Genomic DNA, 18,991 nt, shown 5'->3' on the forward strand with positions numbered 1-18,991 from the left:
ATTTTCTGAAGCCGACCATTCAAGAGATGTAAAATTGATACTATGGCTTCACGATTAAATATCATCAAAAGTATGGTCAACGACAATCTCAAGGGTTTTACGCATGATGTCGATGGTGACGACATCATCAGTGGATTCGATAGCCTCAATCAAACGTTGAATTATGGCTTTATTAGTTAAATGTCCATCAGTAGCAAGAATGCTGCGTATTACCGCTCCGAGTAATACGGCCTCATCAGCCAGCATGTCGCCAGCGTTACGAAAATATGCGGTCAAAGCTGTGTTTGGCAGGGTGGCATAAATTTCTGATTTATGAAGCGTCATCTGGGTCATTTACTTTCACCATGAGTAAGTTGAGTGTGTAGGGCAGTCAGTGTTTTTTACTGCTGCCAGGATCAGGGCTATCGTCGAATAACGGATATGCCTTGTTTTTTTGTTTTATCGGGCTCTCCATGTCCCACTGCTGTTGACTCGGAAGCGAATTACGTCGCGAAATGCCCAGGCGTTGGTGACTGATATCGGTAATCACATCCGCTATCAGATTTCGCCTCTGTGCATCTCTTTCTGACGCTTCCATTGTTTGCAGTCTCTCAATCAGCGACCGGGTACTGATTGGCCCGTTATCGTAAAGGATTGATAAAACTGCTTCTCCAATCAGTTGATCGATCAGTTGCTCTCTTTTACTTCTGCTCATAACTGCGTCTCTTCTTGCCACCTTGTTTCGTTACCGAAATGTGGCTTGAAATCAGCCCTCACTCAGGAGGTCAGCTGAAGGTTGCCAAGCTTTCTATATTGCCCGAAATAATGCTCCCGCAAGTGTTAATCTAAAAAGCCAGTAATTTGCGCTATAAGGCCGTTTGAACTTAACGGTCAAAAAGCAGGCCAATCAAAGTGTGGTAGTGACTCTCTTCTTCAGGACCTGATGCTTCTTCAACCCGACGTAACAATTTTGTACAGATTGCTTTGCGGTTCAAACTGCGTCCGTCGCTCAGGATCTCCACGACGATTTGTCCCAGAGTTTCCTGCTGGGAAGGCAGGGCTGCTTTGGAGAAATATCGGGTGATAGCGTTAGCTGTATCGGGTACGTAGTTGTTCTGTTGCATCAGTCACTCCTGTAAACATGCAGTATCAAATAAATGTACAAATAAAGTTATACAATGATTAAAAACTTGTACATAAAAAAGTGTAAGGATTTTTCTTAAAAGCTTAAGCATTAAATGCTATACATTTAATTTCAACTAGTTAGCGTGATAAGTAGTTTGAGTCTGCAACGTTTGATGTATAGGTTCAGAATTTCATGGCCTCAGGCATGGCCAAAAACCTGCGAATTCAGGCGTACACATGTTCAATTATTGTTAATAAGTTATTAATTTTAATGTATTTTAAATGGGTGGTTTGGCAGGTCATCTGCTACTGTAAATGCCTAAACAGTTTTCTATTGGACACAGCATGCTTACTACCATCATTTACCGCAGCCATATCTGTAAAAACGTACCGTTTCACTCGGTTACGGATATGGTTGCTGCTGCAAATGTTAAAAATGACCAGGCCGACGTGACTGGCATACTGCTGTTCAACGGCACGCATTTCTTTCAGATGATTGAAGGCCCGGAAGAGACCGTTTTAAGCATTTACCAACATATTTGCCAGGATAAGCGCCACTACAACATTGTTGAGTTGCTTTGTGATTACGCTCCCGCGCGACGATTTGGAAAGACGGGAATGGAACTCTTTGATTTAAGAGAGTACGACAGGGATGAAGTGCTACAAGCTGTGCTGGATAAAGGGACCTCGAAGTACCAGCTATTTTACAACGACCGTGCGCTTAAGTTTTTGCGGACATTTGTTGAAGCCACTGAAAAAGAAAACTATTTTGAAATTCCACCTGCGGATTCCTGGGTGTTTATACCTGATAAAAAAGGGGTTCATATCGAAGCAGTTATCGCTGATAACACAGCAGATTGTAGTTTCGCTTTCCAGCCTATGGTTGACCCGTTTGCTCAGAAAATCTTGTCCACTGAAGCTTTGCTGCGCACTCCTGGCGGGGATTCAACCGCCACCTATTTTGCTGGCTTAAGCGGTAAGGCACTCTACGAAACGGACCTGAATAGCAAGAAAGTCGCCTTTGCGATGGCGAGTTCACTCAAACTTGGCGAGCAGTCTATTTCCGTTAATTTGTTACCCATGACGCTTGTGATGATTCCTGATGCGGTTGAATTCTTGTTAAGAGAGATTCAGACAAATGGACTTGTTCCAGAGCAGGTAACCGTAGAGTTTACTGAAAGCGAGGTGATATCGCGCATCGATGAGTTCACCGATGGAATCAGGCAACTGAAAGCGGCAGGGATAAGTGTTGCGATAGACCACTTTGGCGCCGGATTTGGTGGGCTTCTGTTGCTGTCACAGTTTCAGCCAGACAGAATTAAAATTAACCGAGCGCTGATTAAGGATGTTCATAAAAGTGGCCCACGGCAGGCAATTATCCAGGCCATTATCAAATGCTGCGCATCGCTTGAGATATCCATTTCGGCGGTTGGAGTGGAGAAGGCAGAGGAGTGGATGTGGCTGGAGTCAGCCGGAATCTCGCATTTCCAGGGCAACTTGTTTGCCCGTGCCCAACTAAGTGGCATATCAGCCGTAGCCTGGCCTGAAAGGAAAGCAGATCTCTAATTCAGGTTGTACAATGTAAAAAAGGTTGTACAACCAGCACGGAGTCGTTAGTTTCGACATGGACGTTTTAAGCTCACAACGAGGGATTAATGACCTTATACAGTATCGGTGAAGTTGCCGAACGATGCGCAATCAACCCTGTCACGCTGCGTGCGTGGCAACGCCGTTATGGATTATTCAAGCCGCAACGCAGTGAAGGCGGGCATCGGCAGTTTGATGACGAAGATATCCTGCGCATTGAAGAGATTAAACGCCTGATAAAAAGTGGTGTGTCCGTAGGGAAGGTGAAAGCATTGCTGGAAGCGAGTCAGACGACGACTCATGACCATGAAGCATGGCGGTCACAGCAGGAAGAAGTGATGACTGTACTACGCCTTGTACAACCCGCAAAACTCCGCACAAAAATTGCAGATTTAGGTCAAGTATTTGCTGTTGATACCCTCATAGACCATGTTTTTATCCCGGTACGTCAGTGTCTTGGCCTTGATAAAAATACCGCAAGGGCAATGATTAGCCTTCTTGATGGGTTGCTGATTGAGTATGTAATCCAGCGCCTCGCTGACTCTCGAAACAAAGAAGGTAAAGACACATTACTGGTAGGCTGGGAAAGCGAGGATAGAATCCGTCTTTGGCTCGAGGCCTGGCGTCTTTCACAACATGGCTGGCGTCCTGATGTGCTGGCTGATCCTCTTGAGTCACCTCGACCGGAGTTATTTCCAGGCCAGCATATTTTTGTCTGGACAGGGAAGGTACTAACTTTGCGTCAACAGGAACAACTGGAACACTGGCAGAAACAAGGGTTTGCCATTAAGTTTCATTCAGGTCAGTAACCAGAGCCTGAGTTGATGGCAACAAACAACAACATCGCAATGATTTGCCCATGGGCAGTATGCCCATGATGTTGTTTTGAGTCGCAATGACCCTGGCCTTATGTTGAATAAGATCCGAGCTCAAAACTCTGATGGTAATTAACTCATATTTATATTGATTGTTTTTAACCCAAAATAGTTAACTCATCCTAATCCGCATCATGAACTAAAAACACGTGTGTTTCTAAATCCTCATATATTTACTCAAGCTTCTTCAGCTGAAAGAATATTCCTACAAATAAATCGAATTGACCGACAGTCAGAACATTGATTTTCAATTAAGCTTACTGAAAATACCTACATCTATTTTAAATCAAGCGGCAAGTAGCAATTTATTGCAGCAATTGATTGATTTGAGGCTTTGAAATTGAATATTTACATACTGACAAATAATAATTACCTCTGCCTTGGCTTAAGCGCCTTGATTCATGAAAGATGTAAATGCAAATGCGTCACGTTGAATGAAAATGAATCGAATCTGTTTTTTTTACAATACGAACCCAATGCAGAAGATGTGTTCGTCATGCCGATGGATATGTTTTCCCATAGTTTTAATCATCTTCTAAATATCAGAGATTTGGGAATCCCTATTATTATAGTTAATGAGTCAAGAAACTCACCGCTAGTCTCTGTTTTGGGTGTTTACTCTCTTCCCTATCATTTTAACGTTGAAGAACTACTCAGTTGCATTAATAAACACAATCCTTTTAATGCACTACAGCAAAATAAAATACCAAAACTAACTGATCGTGAACGTTTTGTGCTTTTTAATATTACAAAAGGGGTAGGTATTCGCTCCCTTAGTGACTCTATGGGGATATCAGAAAAAACTGTTTACGCACATTTAGCAATTGTAACACGTAAAATAGGCTTAAAAAAACGGGCCAACATTGGTCTGTTACCGTCTGTTTATATCAACTATTTATGTGTAGGTAATCAATCGCGCGTCGTGTATTAGATCGCAGCCTTCATTCCCATACAAAATCCAGCAACGTAAATGCAGGAATTTTCCTACAGCAAAGGTATCTCTGCTTACATATTTATTTTACTCAACACGCCATAGTAAGACATCCTTCAACGACCCTTTTAAACAGGGGTAAAATGAAGGTTATAAGGTTTATTTAATCGATGATGTGTTTATGGATGATGTGAATATGAAAAAATTAAATATTGCGTTTGCTGTAGTTGTAATGGCTATAGCGTTTGGTCAGCAAGCAATGGCATCGGACGGTACTATTACCTTTAATGGTGAGGTTACTGATGTAACTTGTACTGTTTCTGCTGGCGGGACTGGTGGTGATGCTACTGTGATTCTGCCTACTGTTGGTGTGAACGCATTCGGTGCTGCCCCAGATAAAACTGCTGGTGCAAAACCCTTCTCTATTTCACTAAGTGACTGTAGTAGTGATTCTGGTGAACTTGCTACTGCTAAGAATGTGGCAGTTTACTTTGAACAAGGTGCAAACGTTAACGCTAACGGCCGTTTGAAAAATACTGCGGTTAGCGGTGCACAAAACGTGGATATCGCTATTTATCGTGCTTCTGACGAAACAACGCCGCTGATGCTGGGCAAGGTTCCAGCTGCAGGTACAGGTTATTCAACTATTTCGGCTGCAACTCCAACAACGACTATGGATTTCCTGGCGAAATATTACTCCACAACTGCCGCTGTAACTGCAGGCTTGGTCACTTCAAGCGTAACTTACTCCATCGTATATCCATAATCGAACATAGCTACACGGTGAATCATGTAAATGGTTCACCGTTTTTAAATAAGTACCATGTAGTAACAGAGGTAAAAGAAACATGACTATTCTACGGCACGGTAAAGGTATGCTACACACCTTACTACTTTCCAGTATCTTATTAGTTCCTTTTACAACACAGGCATCTGTTGTTGTGACAGGAACCCGTGTTATTTACCCGGCAGATGCCCGTGAAGTGACCGTGAAGCTGAATAACGATGGCAATTCACCATCATTAATTCAATCCTGGATTGATAATGGCGACCCTAAAGCAACGCCAGATGTTGCCAGTTCTCCATTTATTCTTACACCGCCTATTGCTCGTATTGACAGTCAAAAAGGGCAAACATTACGCATTCGCTTTGCCGGTGATAAAATACTGCCACAGGATAAAGAGTCTATATTCTGGCTTAATATTCTTGAACTACCCCCAACAGTAGATGATGGTAAAAATAAATTAAAAATAGCCTTTCGCACGCGATTAAAAATCTTCTACCGCCCGGTAGGTTTGAACGATGATGTAGATAAAATGGCTGGCCAATTGGAATGGCGTATGGTGCGTAATGGTAATCAGATGGATCTGGATTGTTATAACCCAGGGAGCTATTTCGTTTCTTTAAATAGCGTGCAGATAGAAAATAAAAGTATTTCCTTAAATATTAATAATGGGTTGATTGCACCTAAGCAACATCAGCATTTTAAAATCAATACCAGCGCCTCACCAGGGGTCAAAATTAAGTATGCAACAATTAATGATTATGGCGCAGTCACAGCCTGGGAATCACCATTGAAAAACTAATAATAATATTTTTCTCAATGGACTCTGGGAAAATTTTCGCCTTGATGTGTAATGAGCAAGAGTTATCTATGAACAAGTCTATCAGTATGTCGAAAAGATATTGTCGTATTTGCCCTGACCTTCAGCTCAGTCCTTTAAAGATTGCAGTGACGATGGCAGCGAGTCTCTGCCATATATTCTCTCCAGTTTTTGCGGACTCCGGGGATGAGTTGCTCATTGCTAATTTCGATAAATCTATGCTGTGGGGGCATGGTGCTCGTGCAATTGACTTAACACGTTATGCGGCAGGCAACCCAATTGAGGCAGGTGTACAAACACTGGATGTGACTGTTAATACACTTTCATTCGGTCAGTTCGATATTAAATTTAATGAGGCTGACCGCCCGGGTCGGGCAACTCCATGTTTCAGCGCAGCATTACTTGATAGTTTTGGCGTGAATACCGACAAACTCCCGGCTGCTGTAGGCGTTAGCGACGGTGGCGTGTGCGTGGACTTTTCCAAAATCCCTAACGCTAGCTATGAAGTGAATACCGGCGATCAAAGTTTGATGCTGAGTATTCCACAAATTTATATGCGCAATAACCCGCGTGGATATGTCGGGCCTGAACGTTGGAATAATGGCGTCACGGCAGGGTTTATCGACTATACGGTAAACGGTTATCAAAACAGCCGTAATGGCCAATCGAGCCAAAATATATATGCCGGTGTTAATATGGGGCTCAATCTTGGTGCCTGGCGCTTACGTCAACGCTCAACCGTTAACTGGGATGATGAAAACGGTAGTCAGGTTGAAGCTATCAGCACTTATGTTCAACGAGACATCGACGCATTACGTGCCCAGTTAACGCTGGGAGATACGTTTAGTGATGGCGATCTCTTTGATTCTGTTTCCATACGCGGTGGTCGTATTGCCTCAGATAATCGTATGTTACCGGATTCACTGGCGAACTATGCTCCGGTCGTTCGTGGAATAGCGACCACCAACGCCCGTGTTACCGTGCGCCAGCGCGGCTACGTCATTTATGAAACAACAGTATCACCCGGTAATTTTGAAATTTCCGATCTTAACCCAGGAACTAACAACGGCGACCTGGATGTGACGGTTACCGAGGCTAATGGTGAAGAAAAGCACTTTGTGGTGCCGTTTTCATCGGTAGCGCGTTCTTTGCGCCCCGGTGTTTCTCGTTTTACCGCCAGTGCAGGTTTGGTACGTAATCTTCAATACAATAGCGATCCTCATCTTGTACAAGCGACCTGGCAGCGCGGGTTAACCAACATCATGACTGTTTATGGTGGGGTAACCGGCTTTGAAGATTATAAAGCTGCGCTTATAGGGGTGGTTCTGGGGACGCGTTGGGGAGCTGTTGGCCTGGATGTGACGCAGGCAAGTACTGATTTAGGGAAAGAGAAATTCTCAGGCCAATCTGTACGTATTAGTTACAACAAGATCCTGACAGATGTTGGAACTGACGTGACACTTGGCGCTTATCGATACTCTACTGATGGCTATTTTGGCCTGAGTGATGCGTTGTCTGCGACAGACCAGGTGAAAGCGCAGGGTGACGAGACGGCAAATAACATTCGCCGTTTGCGTACTCGCAGCGAAGTCATCATTAACCAGCGCCTGACCGACAGCGATTATGTGTATATCAGTGGTTCGCGTCAGGATTACTGGAATGACAGTGGTTACGACACTCAGTTACAGGCCGGCTATACGCGTAGCTGGAGTTGGGGAAATACCAATATCAGTGTGGCTCGTACCCAGGATCCGTACGGAAAAGACGACAACCGCGTGATGGTCAGCTTCTCGTTGCCTTTTGGAACCCGTAGTTATCTGACGACAAGCGCCAGCCAGGGTAGTGATGGCAATAGTAATCTGCAAACCTCCTTTAACTCCACGGTTGGTGAAGATCAACGTCTGAGTTACGGGATTAGCGCTTCGTACGATCGCGGCGATGCACAAAGCAGCAGTAAATCGCTTAGCAGCAATGCGCAGTACCGGACGTCATTCGGCACGCTTAATGGTTCACTGAGTAAAAGTGCTGATTATCACCAAATATCTGCGGGGATTAGTGGTTCAGTGGTGGCCCATCCTGAAGGTGTCACTTTTGGTCAAAGCCTCGGCGATACCATCGGAATTATCAGCGCGCCTGGTGCCAAAGGCGCGCAGGTACTAAATGCCCAAAACGTTGAGCTAGATGGCAGCGGCCAGGCCGTGGTGCCTTATCTAACTGCCTATCGCCGTAATGAAGTTTCACTTGACCCAATTGGCCTGTCAGACGATGTGGAACTTAAAAATACCAGCCAGGAAGTGATACCGAGAAGCGGGGCTGTGATGCTGGTGAAATTCGACACGGTCAGTGGACATGCCGTGCTGATTAAGAGCCACCGCCAGGATGGCAGTCCATTGCCTTTCGGTGCCAGCGTATTCGATGCATCTGGTCAGGAAGTGGGTGCTGTTGGTCAAGGGGGACGTATTTTTGCCCGCGTAAGCGAAGAGAGCGGAAAGTTATTTATTAGTCTCGGAAATAAGAGCAATAGCATATGCGCTATTGAATATCATTTATCAGCGCAGGATATACAAAGCAAAGGGATGGCTAACTTCGAGGCAGTGTGCCGTTAATGAATTTTCCAAATGGTATCAACTTTCGCCGGAAAGAAATTAGAGAGATTGTTATGCAAATAATTAAATTAGTACGGAAATTATCTTTCATACTATTAACGTGCTCTGCATTAATGCATTCATTACCGGTATTTGCCGGGTTGACGTGCACTTCTAACCCAGTAACACCTTCACTCACTGTAAGTCTGACACCAGGTTCAATTACTACTGTGGGTAGTCCGGGCAATCGATATTTGACAGACTGGATATATGGTCCTGCGACATATACATTAATTTATACTGGCTGTACTTACGCTACGTTCACAATGCAAGGCAGAATATTACTTCCCACAACAGGCAACACGATTGATGGTTATCAGATATATAAAACCAACGTTCCTGGTGTGGGTATCATTTTTGTAGGTCGCGACCAGGACAGACCAGGTACAGCACTAAGATCAGATTGGACAGACATTGTCACAGGAAGTACCAGCTTTTGGAACAGCAGTTTTGGTGCCAGACTGGTTTCCACAACTGAAACTATCCAGACTGGAACCCTTTCAAGTCTGGGTAAGGTAGGAGAGATTAGGATAGTTGATAAAAACGATATTCCAGGAAGCAGTAGCATAATTCCAGTCAATCTTATGGTTAACGGAAGCGTTGGTTTCACTTCAAAAACCTGTTCGGTCAGCACTAACTCAAAGAATATTTCGGTGTCTTTAGGTACAGTGAATAGTAATGCAATTTCAACCACGGGTAGTTCATTGGTTAATTCTGCATTCACTATAAATCTGGACTCTTGTTCATCGGGCTTGAAGGTCAATATGACTTTCACCGACAACAATAATCCCGCGAATACCAGCAACGCTCTTTCGCTAACCAACGACGGGCAGCAGGCAAGGAGGGTCGGTATCCGCATAATTAACCAGACAACAATGCAACCGGTGAGTTTCGGCCCGGACAGCGCTGTTGCTGGTAATCCGAATCAGTTCATGGTGGTCACTACCACTGGAGCAAACGTAGCGATTCCATTTTCAGCTACCTACGTAAGAATTGGATCTGGATCTGTTCCCATTGTGGGTGGAACAGCAAATGGGGTGGCAACCTTTACGATGAGCTATCAGTAATCATGAGTGTGCGTCTGGTTTGGATGTTGTGGCTATTTATGTGGTTGCCCCTCAACGCATTTGCTGAGTCTACGATTCCTTCTTCCACCCAACCAGCTTCTCAACTCAAACTTCTTGGTCGTTCAACCGCATCCGGGCTGAACTTCCAGCTCTCTGCTGAGCAGTGGCAATGGCTGCGTACTAAGAAGGTTATTCGCTTCGGTACGGCGGTGCCGGATTACCCGCCCGTTGATATCACCGCCAGCCAAAAAGAGTATGAAGGGATAACAGCTGATTATTTGTGGATCTTGCGCAATGCGTTGAAAACAGAAGTGCAGGTATTTGTCTATCCCTCACGTGAGCAAGCTATCACGGCTTTAAAACGCGGGGATATTGATGTGATGGGGCGCTGGAGTGGCCGCGAATCTGCTGTTCCGGAGTTACTGAGCACGCATCCCTATCTCAAAAACCAACCGGTTCTGGTCACCCGCCTGGATGACCAGCGAAGCGTCAGCACGGAAATGCAACAACGCCGCCTGGCATTGACAGAGGACTATGTCGCGACTGCTGAACTGAATGAACATTACCCCCATGCCATCGTTAGTACTTTTGCGTCTGTCAGGCGTGCGCTGGAGTCCGTTGCGTTCGAACAATCTGATGTGTTCCTCGGCGATGCGTTCACGACCAATTATCTGATCAATCAGGGAAGTCTTTCGCGTTTGCGGGTGAGCAATTTCCCCAAATTTGATGGGCAAGGTTTTAGCTTTGTACTCCACCCACGCAATGCGCCACTCAGGCAAATTTTCGATAGCGTTCTGTCGGCTATTCCGTCAGGCGAAACAGCGAATATCCTTCACCGCTGGAGTGGCGGCGCCCCCATCTCATTGGATGACCAACATCTGGTGCTCACTGTGCAAGAAAGCAAGTGGATGAAAATGCATCCTCACCCACGCTTACTGGTTGATACCTCGTTTGCGCCGTTTAGCTATTTTGACGGTGAGCAGCTCAAAGGAATGTTGCCTGACTTACTTCTGCTGATACAAAAACGCACCGGTTTGACGTTTGATATCGTCAAATCGCCTTCCATGAGCCAATCGGCCAGGTATCTGGATCAGAATAAAGGCGATGCTGCAGCTTCACTGGTGAACAGCATGGATCCCGGCAATAGCATTGCCCTCACGCGCCCTTATCTTAGTAGCTCTTTTGTAGTGGTCGCGGGCAGCGATAACCTAAAAATACATGAAGTTGCCGATTTAAAAGGGCAGCGTTTGGCGGTTTCAAAAGAGCTGCCGTTCATTGATTTATTGCGTTCGCGCTATCCGGATATTCAGATAGTGGAAGAGGATAGCCCTGAACAAAGGATGAAGCTGGTTGCCACAGGTAAGGTTGCAGCGAGCGTGAATACGCTTATCTCTGCCAATTATTTAATTTCTCACCGTTACCCGCGAGAGTTACGTATTGTCACGTCGCTTGGTCGCGACCCCGGTCGATTTGCCTTCGGTGTGCGGGCAGACCAGCCTGAGCTACTCAGTATTCTGGATAAGAGCTTATTGGGTATTTCCCCGGACGAAATTTCTGCTATTGCCAACCGATGGTATCTATCAGAAGAAGCCGAAAGCACGCTGTGGGAAACACATCGGACGCATATCATATGGATGATTGCAGCCAGTATCATATTGATTTTAATCACACTTCTTTGGAACTGGAATCTACGCATCAAAATTGCGGGCCGGCAGGCAGCGGAACGGGCATTGAATGACCGACTGGCATTTAAACGCGCCCTGTTGGATGGCATCCCGCTGCCGGTTTATGTGCGTGATTGCGAAGGGAAGATGATCAGCTGTAACCGTAGTTTGTGTGATGTTTTGGGTATTTCCCGTGAGGATATTTACGGTAAGTACATTACTGAAGGGGATTGGTTATCTGCTGAAAATGCAAAAATTTATCAGCGCCAATACCTGAATGCCGTGGCGAATGCCCGCCCGACACTTTCCGACCAACAGCTGGTAATACGAGGCAAAACCCTGGATGTCTATAAATGGCTTGTGCCATACCATGATTCTCAGGGAAAGATGATTGGCATGATTGGGGGATGGGTCGACATGAGTGAACGTAATCGTCTATTGCTGGAACTGCGCACAGCTAAAGAACAGGCCGACCGCGCGAACCAGGCTAAAAGTATTTTTCTTGCCACAATGAGCCATGAAATTCGCACACCAATTAGTGCGGTTATCGGCATGCTCGAGCTGGCACTACGGCGGGGAGAGGAAGGGGAGTGGGAAAGGGAACCTATTGCGGTCGCTTACGAGTCAGCCAAATCCTTACTTGAACTGCTGGGCGATATTTTAGATATCGCTAAAGTTGAATCCGGGCGCTTTGAACTTGGTCCTGAACCCGCAAACCCCGCGATGATTGCCAGGAGCGTTGTCAGAGTGTTTGACGGTCTGGCGAAAGATAAGGGACTAGATCTTGTTCTTACGATAAGCCCTGAAACGGATACTGAGGTGATGGTGGACCCTCTGCGCTTAAAGCAAATTTTGAGTAATTTAGTCAGTAACGCGATTAAGTTTACTGACCACGGTAGTGTCCATGTCCAGTTAGACTGCGAAAGCAGCCGTGCCGGCGAGCTAGCCTTAATAGTGCGAGTTGTTGACAGCGGCATTGGTATTTCCCAGGAAGCGCAACGCCGTCTGTTTCAGTCATTCTCGCAGGCACATGATGCAGGCCAGTCTTCTCGTGGTGGTACCGGTTTAGGTTTAGCCATTAGCCTGAAGCTTGCGCAGATGATGTCCGGTGATATCTCGCTGTTGAGCGCGCCTGGCAAAGGAACTACCGTGGTCGCTAAGTTGCTGTTACCACGGCTGGCTACCAACCCGCAGCCTGTCCAGTCGGCCAAAAAAGTACTTTCCGCCAGGAAGTCATTAGTGGCATTAAAGGTGCTTATTGTTGATGATCACCAAACCAACAGGCTGTTACTTAGTCAGCAATTGAGCTATCTCGGCCATCACGTTGATATCGCCTGTGATGGCGTAGAAGCCTATGAATTATGGTGTAAAAACTACTACGACTTGTTGATTACCGACTGTAATATGCCGCGCATGAACGGTTATGAACTGGTGAAACGTATCCGTCAGGATGAAAATCGAAAAGGGAAAGTACATTGCAAAATCTTTGGTTATACGGCCAACACGCAAACAGAAGAAATCGAACGTTGCAAACAAGCCGGCATGGATGATTGCCTCTTCAAACCTATTGGCCTTGAAGAACTAGACGCACGCCTGGAAGCACGAGTAAGCACTACTGCTGTATTTCATCCGCATCAAAACGTTTTTGACCCAGGTGTAATCCAACAATTTACTGCCGGGGACCATGCTAATACCCAGCGTTTTCTTGAAAGCTACATCCATGAAAATCGACAGGATCTGGAAGCTTTATGCGCGCAATATCCAATGGCTGACACATCACAACTTTGTCAGCACATTCATAAAATGAAAGGGGCTGCACGCATTATAGGCGCGCAGCAAGTGGCAACATTATGCCAACAGTTGGAGACTTTGGTCAGAGATGAAGATGATGAGAGAATTATAAATAATTCAGTTGAAGAACTCGTTAGGGCAACTGAAAAACTTGAGTTGGAAATTACCTGCTATCTAAATTCATTAATTCAAATGGCGTAATCATGAAAAGTCAAAAGTTACGCGCAACAAACTCAGACAGCTCGATAATATTTTTGGCATTCAATTTTTGCATCAAGCGCATTTTATAAGTACTGACCGTCTTGCTACTAATAAGTAAATCGCGAGCAATTTCTTTATTCGTTACACCGCGAGCAAGATAACGCAAAACCGTAACCTCTCTGTTTGAGAGTAATTCAATTAACTCATGGTCATTAACCGGAGTAGCATAATTCATCATGCTTGCAGATTCGGTTGTAGGGAAACAGCTAAAGCCCATTTGAACAGCTTTAATCGCACCCACTAAATTAGTTAAGTTATTATCCTTACTGACAAAACCTGCTACACCAGCGCGGATGCAACGCCCAACATAAATCTCTGCACTCAATCCAGTAAGAACAATAATTTTTGCTTTGTTGTCGGATAACTGCAGGCGTTCAATGACTTCAAAGCCATCAAGGCCGGGTAAACCAATATCGAGAACAATAATATCGGGCTTTAACTTACGCGCCAAATCGATAGCAGTAACACCATTACTGGCTTCCCCGACGATTTCATACTTCTCTTTTTCCAGCAGCATATGCATAGCGAGCCGGATAATGGGGTGGTCATCTACAATTAGAATGTTACACATCACAGTTCCTCAATCTGGAAGCCTTCCTGAAAGCAGGTTGGACTACAGAAATAATCCACACTATGAGTAGTGTTTCGCAGAGTATGACAGCGTAGTCATTGTCAATATGTCAGTCTTGTCTCGTTAGATGTAGGATTATTCTGATGCTTTAGACGTGATGAGAAACCTTGTTGACAACGATGCGTTAGGTCCAAGTTCATGTCTATAATTATAAAAGATTATCAATGCGCGCTGGACTTAGAGAGGTGTAAGAGTGAGTAATGTGTTGATAGTTGATGATCATCCGATGATACGCTTCGCTGCAAAATTACTGCTTGAACGACAGGGGATGACAGTGGTTGCAGAAACTGACAATGGCATTGATGCCCTGAGTTTAGCGCGATCAAGCTATCCTGATATTGTGGTTCTGGATATTGGCATACCTAAACTTAACGGGTTGGAAGTTATTGAGCGTTTACGAAACCAGGATAGCAAGATAAAGATAGTTGTTCTTACTTCCCTGAATCCTGCCGTCTATGCCAACCGCTGTATGTTAGCCGGTGCTGCTGGATTTGTTTGTAAAAGTAATAATTTAGACGAGTTGGTCAGCGCCATTCGCGCGGTACTTTCTGGGTTCAGATATTTCCCTGATTTAACCACAGTATCCATGCGCAAAGACGATGGGGCATTAGATGAGTTGCCATTGGTGCAGTCGCTTTCAGACCGAGAGTTGAGTGTCTTGAAATATCTTGCTGATGGATTAAGCAATATCGATATTGCCGAGATGATGTTGATCAGTAATAAAACGGTTAGCACCTATAAAACCAGACTGATGATTAAATTAAATGCACGATCGTTAGTTGATCTTATCGAATTTGCCCGCAGAAATGCTGCGAATCTTTAGCTCAATGCCATGGATAGTGTAATGAATAACACACAGAAGGCATATTTTGTTTTATTAGTCGGTGTAATCCCCATCAATGCCAATGCCTCTTTATCTGAGCGAAGTGTTCTTTTGAGTATTGCAGATTGGCCATGGGAATATTGGGTATGGTTATCTGCAGTACTTCTACTTTGTGTCATTTTGTGGAATGCCTTTCTCTGGCGACAAATATATCGCCGTAAATTGGCAGAACGAACTCTGCAGCAACAAGTTAATTTTCAACAGACGTTTTTCGACAATATTCCTCATCCCATTTACATTCGTGATCGGGAAGGTCGGTTAGTAACTGCAAATCGCAGTTTTTGTCTGAAGACGGATACTGATCTTAAAGCGTTGGTTGGCAAAAAAATAACCGAACTGGGCTGGTTTTCATCAGAGGAGGGTGAGGCTTTCCAGGCAAGGTATATTGATGCTTTAGACAGCGAACAAACGCTGTTCGGCGACTTACAACTAAAAATGAAAGACCAAACCATGGAGGCCGAAGTTTGGCTCATTCCCTATCGGGATGGTCAAGGCAACATTGCCGGTATGATTGGAGGATGGACTGACGTTACTGAGCGCTCACGTTTGTTGCTCGAAGTGAGGCAGGCTAAATTAATCGCAGAGCAAGCACGTGAACATGCTGATGGAGCAAGTAAGGCAAAAAGTACTTTCCTGGCTACGATGAGCCACGAGATACGTACGCCAATAAGTGCCGTCATCGGTATGTTAGAGCTGGCTTTACATCAAAGTGAAAAGGGGATTTGGGATCGTGAATCGATCGTAGTCGCCCATAATTCTGCAACGTCATTACTTGCTCTGTTAGGCGATGTGCTGGACCTTGCTAAGATTGAGTCTGGCCAACTAACTTTGACTCCACAGCGTTGTAATCCTCAGAAACTTACTGAGGGAGTTATTCATGTTTTCAATGGCCTGGCGCGTGAAAAAGAAATCACGCTTGAACTTGAGGCCGATAATCACGTTAATGACGATGTTTTCATGGACCCATTTCGTTTTCGCCAAATTCTCAATAACTTAATCAGCAATGCGGTGAAATTTACCGATACCGGCGGTATTAAAGTCAACTTGTCGACACGCCTTGCGGACAACGAACAGGTGCTGATTAATGTTCGCGTCAAAGATACAGGTATCGGGATTGCGAATGATGAACAGCATAGATTATTCAAGTCATTCAGCCAGTTATCTGAAGGCAGCGGTGTGACCCGTGGCGGTTCTGGGCTAGGGTTAGCTATCTGCAAAGATATTGTCCAAATGATGAGGGGAGAGATAACGCTCAAAAGTCAGCCGGGAATGGGAACTCAGGTTGAGGTTAATCTTTGTGTACCAGTGGTTACTGTGCAAGCACCTGAACCCGCAGCATCAGAGAACCCATCATCCTTTTTATATACTAACTCTCTCAAGGTGCTCGTCGTCGATGACCATCCAGCAAACCGCATGTTACTTGATAAGCAACTGGCATATCTCGGGCATCAAGTTTGGCTGGCAGAAGATGGGGAAAAGGGATTAATACTATGGCAGCAACGTGATTACGACCTCGTACTTACCGACTGTAATATGCCCGTGATGAATGGCTACGAACTTACGCAGCAGATTCGTAAAAACGAACAGGGTACTAAAAGATGCTTGATCTTCGGTATTACGGCCAACGCTCAACATGAGGAAATTGTACGGTGTAAAGAGGCGGGTATGGATGATTGCTTGTTCAAGCCCGTAACACTTGAGCATTTACGCAGACGCTTGAACAATTGGGACACGTTATTATCAAATCCGATGTTTGATGATATCTCTGGCATTGAAACTATTACCGGTGGTGATCCCATGATGGCGATGCAATTAAGCAGAGGCATAATAAAAGAAAATCGAGAAGATCTAGATAAGATCAAGAAAGCGCTACAAAAGGGCCATATCGCAGAAATATCACAAATAGCCCACCGAATTAAAGGGGTAGGGAAGATGCTTAATGCACATGTCCTAACTAATAGCTGTGAGCAATTGGAGATAGCCTGCCATTCTCAAAAAAACATCGACGCAGCTATTGAAAAATTGCAGGAGGCAATCAATATTCTCGAAACGGCACTAAAGGTATATGACGTCTAGGCTATTAGCAGCATGGCTGCTGCATATAAATTAGGGTGACGCATTGATCCTTAACTAACCAAATCGTGAGCTATGACCCTGTATAAAAACGCGGAACGTGGTTAATAGATAGCTTCGCCCGAGTTTAGGCTTAGCTAACAGGATGCAATATGGAAAATTACGCGAACAAAAGCGGTGATTCACAAGTTGTCAGTTTCCAGATTGATACCAACTCGATCAAAGTCCGTTTTAAAAATAATCACGTCTATCTCTACGATCTTCGCCATCCAGGACCTGAACATTTGGAAAAGATGAAAGAGTTGGCTCGAGCTGGATGGGGCCTGAATACTTATATAGAAAGCGAAGTAAAATCCGATTACTCATCAAAAGTGTTTTAGCACGCAATACGGAACTGTGGACGGCTGCAAGTCAGCTACTTCAGTTCCGTTTTTTTGCAGGCTGTCCACCATGGGTCTTGGCATGCGAATCTGGTAAAAGGTGAGGTGAGTTAGTCTGATGAGTTCTGAGATGGTATCGAGTTTGTATCCTGACATTCAATTTAACATAATATACATTATGCGCACCAAGGTCATCTAAGACAGAATCTAGTGATTAATCAACCTGATTGCCCTGGTTGCTGATAGCCTCTGAAAGTTCTTTCTCCAGCGCTGATACAATTACTCTGGCCATCTCATCGTTCGACTGACCACCACGATTTGTTTCAGTATTTGAAGGTGCTCAGATTTTTTCCTGGTTAACCCTAGTGGACAACTCCTGATGGCTTTCTTTCCTTTCGCTATAGCGGTCGGCCAGATACGCAGTATGTCCTTTCAGGATTAACGTTATTTTGAATAGTTCTTCTGCGACATCCACAATCCGGTCATACCAGGCTGAGGGTTTCATACGTCCTTCATCATCAAATTCTTGCCACGCCTTCGGTACCGATGACTGATTTGGAATGGTGAACATTCGCATCCAACGGCCAAGTATTCGCATCTGATTTACCGTATTGAATGACTGCGAACCGCCGCTAACCTGCATTACGGCCAGCGTTTTCCCTTGTGACGGACGAACAGCGCCTTCGCTCAATGGTATCCAGTCAATCTGGGCCTTCATCACTGAACTCATAGCTCCGTGTCTTTCCGGAGAACTCCACACCATTCCATCACACCACCTGACCAGTTCCCGTAATTCGAGCACTTTCGGATGGGTTTCCGGTGCATCATCAGGTAAAGGCAGGCCGGAAGGATTAAAGATTTTCACCTCGGCCCCCATTTCGCTAAGTAAACGCCCTGCTTCTTCGGCTGCAAACCGGCTGTACGACCGCTGCCGAACTGAGCCGTAGAGGATCAGAATACGCGGCATCGTTTGGGTGTCGTCTTGCAGTTTGCTGGCAATTTCATCATCAAAACATTCCCGTTCGATTGCTGATAAACGCATCATGAAATTTCTCCATCTTAAAAATTAAGCTTCAAAAGCCAACATATATGATTTAACATATGTATCATAAATTCATAGCGAGGTTCAACATGCTACAGCCTGTTCAGCTTTTTAAACTGCTTGCCGATGAAACCCGTTCGACCATTGTGATGCTACTCCGGGAGTCCGGTGAGCTGTGTGTCTGTGATATCTGCGCAGTAACAGCAGAATCCCAACCCAAAATATCCCGCCACATGGCGCTTTTACGCGAAGCGGAGCTGGTCGCCGATCGCCGTGAAGGAAAATGGGTGCATTATCGCCTGTCACCACACATGCCAGCCTGGGCTGCGACTATTATTGAATCGGCATGGAATAGTGAGCGAGATAACATCCAGAAAAAACTCAGTGCGGCTTCATTATCCTCATGTTGATAACGAAGAAACACATTCACTTAATCAAATATGAATGGAGTCT

The 18,991-nt window shown here is 45.0% G+C and carries 17 protein-coding genes; 12 read left to right on the plus strand and 5 right to left on the minus strand.

Going from position 1 to position 18,991, the window contains the following annotated elements:
- Window positions 1-54 precede the first annotated feature (54 nt).
- The 3 genes from AC0IXI_RS12130 to ycgZ all read right to left on the minus strand — a co-directional run bounded on the left by AC0IXI_RS12130 (window position 55) and on the right by ycgZ (window position 1,103).
- Entirely contained in the window at window positions 55-333 is a 279-nt protein-coding gene (locus AC0IXI_RS12130; RefSeq protein WP_471682471.1) for a biofilm development regulator YmgB/AriR family protein, read from the minus strand.
- 37 nt (window positions 334-370) lie between these two features.
- Window positions 371-694 carry a hypothetical protein gene (locus AC0IXI_RS12135; RefSeq protein WP_064518923.1) on the minus strand — a complete coding sequence of 108 codons (324 nt, stop codon included), beginning with the start codon at window positions 692-694 and terminating at the stop codon, window positions 371-373.
- Between the two features lie 169 nt (window positions 695-863).
- Window positions 864-1,103 (minus strand): regulatory protein YcgZ, encoded by a 240-nt coding sequence (gene ycgZ, locus AC0IXI_RS12140; RefSeq protein WP_064518920.1) that lies wholly within the window; start codon window positions 1,101-1,103, stop codon window positions 864-866.
- A gap of 346 nt (window positions 1,104-1,449) precedes the next feature.
- Between ycgZ and AC0IXI_RS12145 the strand changes: the two genes are divergently transcribed.
- The 8 genes from AC0IXI_RS12145 to AC0IXI_RS12180 all read left to right on the plus strand — a co-directional run bounded on the left by AC0IXI_RS12145 (window position 1,450) and on the right by AC0IXI_RS12180 (window position 13,469).
- On the plus strand, window positions 1,450-2,670 hold the full coding sequence (locus AC0IXI_RS12145; protein ID WP_471682472.1) for a diguanylate phosphodiesterase: 1,221 nt from the start codon (window positions 1,450-1,452) through the stop codon (window positions 2,668-2,670).
- Between the two features lie 89 nt (window positions 2,671-2,759).
- Window positions 2,760-3,500 (plus strand): MerR family transcriptional regulator, encoded by a 741-nt coding sequence (locus tag AC0IXI_RS12150; protein WP_471682473.1) that lies wholly within the window; start codon window positions 2,760-2,762, stop codon window positions 3,498-3,500.
- A gap of 496 nt (window positions 3,501-3,996) precedes the next feature.
- Window positions 3,997-4,497 (plus strand): helix-turn-helix transcriptional regulator, encoded by a 501-nt coding sequence (locus AC0IXI_RS12155; RefSeq protein WP_471682474.1) that lies wholly within the window; start codon window positions 3,997-3,999, stop codon window positions 4,495-4,497.
- Between the two features lie 181 nt (window positions 4,498-4,678).
- Window positions 4,679-5,263 (plus strand): fimbrial protein, encoded by a 585-nt coding sequence (locus AC0IXI_RS12160; RefSeq protein WP_471682475.1) that lies wholly within the window; start codon window positions 4,679-4,681, stop codon window positions 5,261-5,263.
- Between the two features lie 82 nt (window positions 5,264-5,345).
- Window positions 5,346-6,083, plus strand: coding sequence for a fimbrial biogenesis chaperone (locus AC0IXI_RS12165; RefSeq protein ID WP_471682476.1), 738 nt, complete (start codon window positions 5,346-5,348; stop codon window positions 6,081-6,083).
- Window positions 6,084-6,235: 152 nt separating this feature from the next.
- The gene (locus AC0IXI_RS12170; protein WP_471682477.1) at window positions 6,236-8,707 is read left to right on the plus strand and encodes a fimbria/pilus outer membrane usher protein; all 2,472 of its coding nucleotides are present in this window, start codon (window positions 6,236-6,238) and stop codon (window positions 8,705-8,707) included.
- Window positions 8,707-9,813, plus strand: a complete 1,107-nt coding sequence (locus tag AC0IXI_RS12175; RefSeq protein ID WP_471682478.1) for a fimbrial protein — start codon at window positions 8,707-8,709, stop codon at window positions 9,811-9,813. The genes AC0IXI_RS12170 and AC0IXI_RS12175 overlap by 1 nt, the downstream gene beginning before the upstream one ends.
- 2 nt (window positions 9,814-9,815) lie before the next feature.
- Window positions 9,816-13,469, plus strand: a complete 3,654-nt coding sequence (locus tag AC0IXI_RS12180; protein ID WP_471682479.1) for a response regulator — start codon at window positions 9,816-9,818, stop codon at window positions 13,467-13,469.
- Between the two features lie 10 nt (window positions 13,470-13,479).
- On the opposite strand, the gene AC0IXI_RS12185 is transcribed toward AC0IXI_RS12180, so the two are convergent.
- Window positions 13,480-14,100, minus strand: coding sequence for a response regulator (locus AC0IXI_RS12185; RefSeq protein ID WP_471682480.1), 621 nt, complete (start codon window positions 14,098-14,100; stop codon window positions 13,480-13,482).
- A gap of 253 nt (window positions 14,101-14,353) precedes the next feature.
- Here AC0IXI_RS12185 and AC0IXI_RS12190 point away from each other — a divergent pair, with 253 nt between their 5' ends.
- The 3 genes from AC0IXI_RS12190 (at window position 14,354) to AC0IXI_RS12200 (ending at window position 17,496) form a co-directional block, all read left to right on the plus strand.
- Window positions 14,354-14,983, plus strand: a complete 630-nt coding sequence (locus AC0IXI_RS12190; protein ID WP_471682481.1) for a response regulator — start codon at window positions 14,354-14,356, stop codon at window positions 14,981-14,983.
- Window positions 14,984-15,004: 21 nt separating this feature from the next.
- Window positions 15,005-17,119, plus strand: coding sequence for a response regulator (locus tag AC0IXI_RS12195; protein ID WP_424222060.1), 2,115 nt, complete (start codon window positions 15,005-15,007; stop codon window positions 17,117-17,119).
- Between the two features lie 149 nt (window positions 17,120-17,268).
- The gene (locus tag AC0IXI_RS12200; protein WP_064518918.1) at window positions 17,269-17,496 is read left to right on the plus strand and encodes a hypothetical protein; all 228 of its coding nucleotides are present in this window, start codon (window positions 17,269-17,271) and stop codon (window positions 17,494-17,496) included.
- Between the two features lie 340 nt (window positions 17,497-17,836).
- Here AC0IXI_RS12200 and arsH read toward each other — a convergent pair whose 3' ends face one another.
- The gene (arsH, locus tag AC0IXI_RS12205; protein WP_134182629.1) at window positions 17,837-18,541 is read right to left on the minus strand and encodes an arsenical resistance protein ArsH; all 705 of its coding nucleotides are present in this window, start codon (window positions 18,539-18,541) and stop codon (window positions 17,837-17,839) included.
- 86 nt (window positions 18,542-18,627) lie between these two features.
- Between arsH and AC0IXI_RS12210 the strand changes: the two genes are divergently transcribed.
- Window positions 18,628-18,948: a metalloregulator ArsR/SmtB family transcription factor gene (locus AC0IXI_RS12210; protein WP_134182631.1), complete on the plus strand. Its 321-nt coding sequence runs from the start codon at window positions 18,628-18,630 to the stop codon at window positions 18,946-18,948.
- Window positions 18,949-18,991: the final 43 nt, after the last annotated feature.

The organism is Buttiauxella sp. AC038, assembly GCF_979253565.1.

Excerpts from the sequence above, each read along its gene's own strand:
- AC0IXI_RS12130 (WP_471682471.1), bottom strand. The coding sequence starts at position 333 with ATGACCCAGATGACGCTTCATAAATCAGAAATTTATGCCACCCTGCCA.
- AC0IXI_RS12135 (WP_064518923.1), bottom strand. The coding sequence starts at position 694 with ATGAGCAGAAGTAAAAGAGAGCAACTGATCGATCAACTGATTGGAGAA.
- ycgZ (WP_064518920.1), bottom strand. The coding sequence starts at position 1,103 with ATGCAACAGAACAACTACGTACCCGATACAGCTAACGCTATCACCCGA.
- AC0IXI_RS12145 (WP_471682472.1), top strand. The coding sequence starts at position 1,450 with ATGCTTACTACCATCATTTACCGCAGCCATATCTGTAAAAACGTACCG.
- AC0IXI_RS12150 (WP_471682473.1), top strand. The coding sequence starts at position 2,760 with ATGACCTTATACAGTATCGGTGAAGTTGCCGAACGATGCGCAATCAAC.
- AC0IXI_RS12160 (WP_471682475.1), top strand. The coding sequence starts at position 4,679 with ATGGATGATGTGAATATGAAAAAATTAAATATTGCGTTTGCTGTAGTT.
- AC0IXI_RS12165 (WP_471682476.1), top strand. The coding sequence starts at position 5,346 with ATGACTATTCTACGGCACGGTAAAGGTATGCTACACACCTTACTACTT.
- AC0IXI_RS12170 (WP_471682477.1), top strand. The coding sequence starts at position 6,236 with ATGGCAGCGAGTCTCTGCCATATATTCTCTCCAGTTTTTGCGGACTCC.
- AC0IXI_RS12175 (WP_471682478.1), top strand. The coding sequence starts at position 8,707 with ATGAATTTTCCAAATGGTATCAACTTTCGCCGGAAAGAAATTAGAGAG.
- AC0IXI_RS12180 (WP_471682479.1), top strand. The coding sequence starts at position 9,816 with ATGAGTGTGCGTCTGGTTTGGATGTTGTGGCTATTTATGTGGTTGCCC.
- AC0IXI_RS12185 (WP_471682480.1), bottom strand. The coding sequence starts at position 14,100 with ATGTGTAACATTCTAATTGTAGATGACCACCCCATTATCCGGCTCGCT.
- AC0IXI_RS12195 (WP_424222060.1), top strand. The coding sequence starts at position 15,005 with ATGAATAACACACAGAAGGCATATTTTGTTTTATTAGTCGGTGTAATC.
- AC0IXI_RS12200 (WP_064518918.1), top strand. The coding sequence starts at position 17,269 with ATGGAAAATTACGCGAACAAAAGCGGTGATTCACAAGTTGTCAGTTTC.
- arsH (WP_134182629.1), bottom strand. The coding sequence starts at position 18,541 with ATGATGCGTTTATCAGCAATCGAACGGGAATGTTTTGATGATGAAATT.
- AC0IXI_RS12210 (WP_134182631.1), top strand. The coding sequence starts at position 18,628 with ATGCTACAGCCTGTTCAGCTTTTTAAACTGCTTGCCGATGAAACCCGT.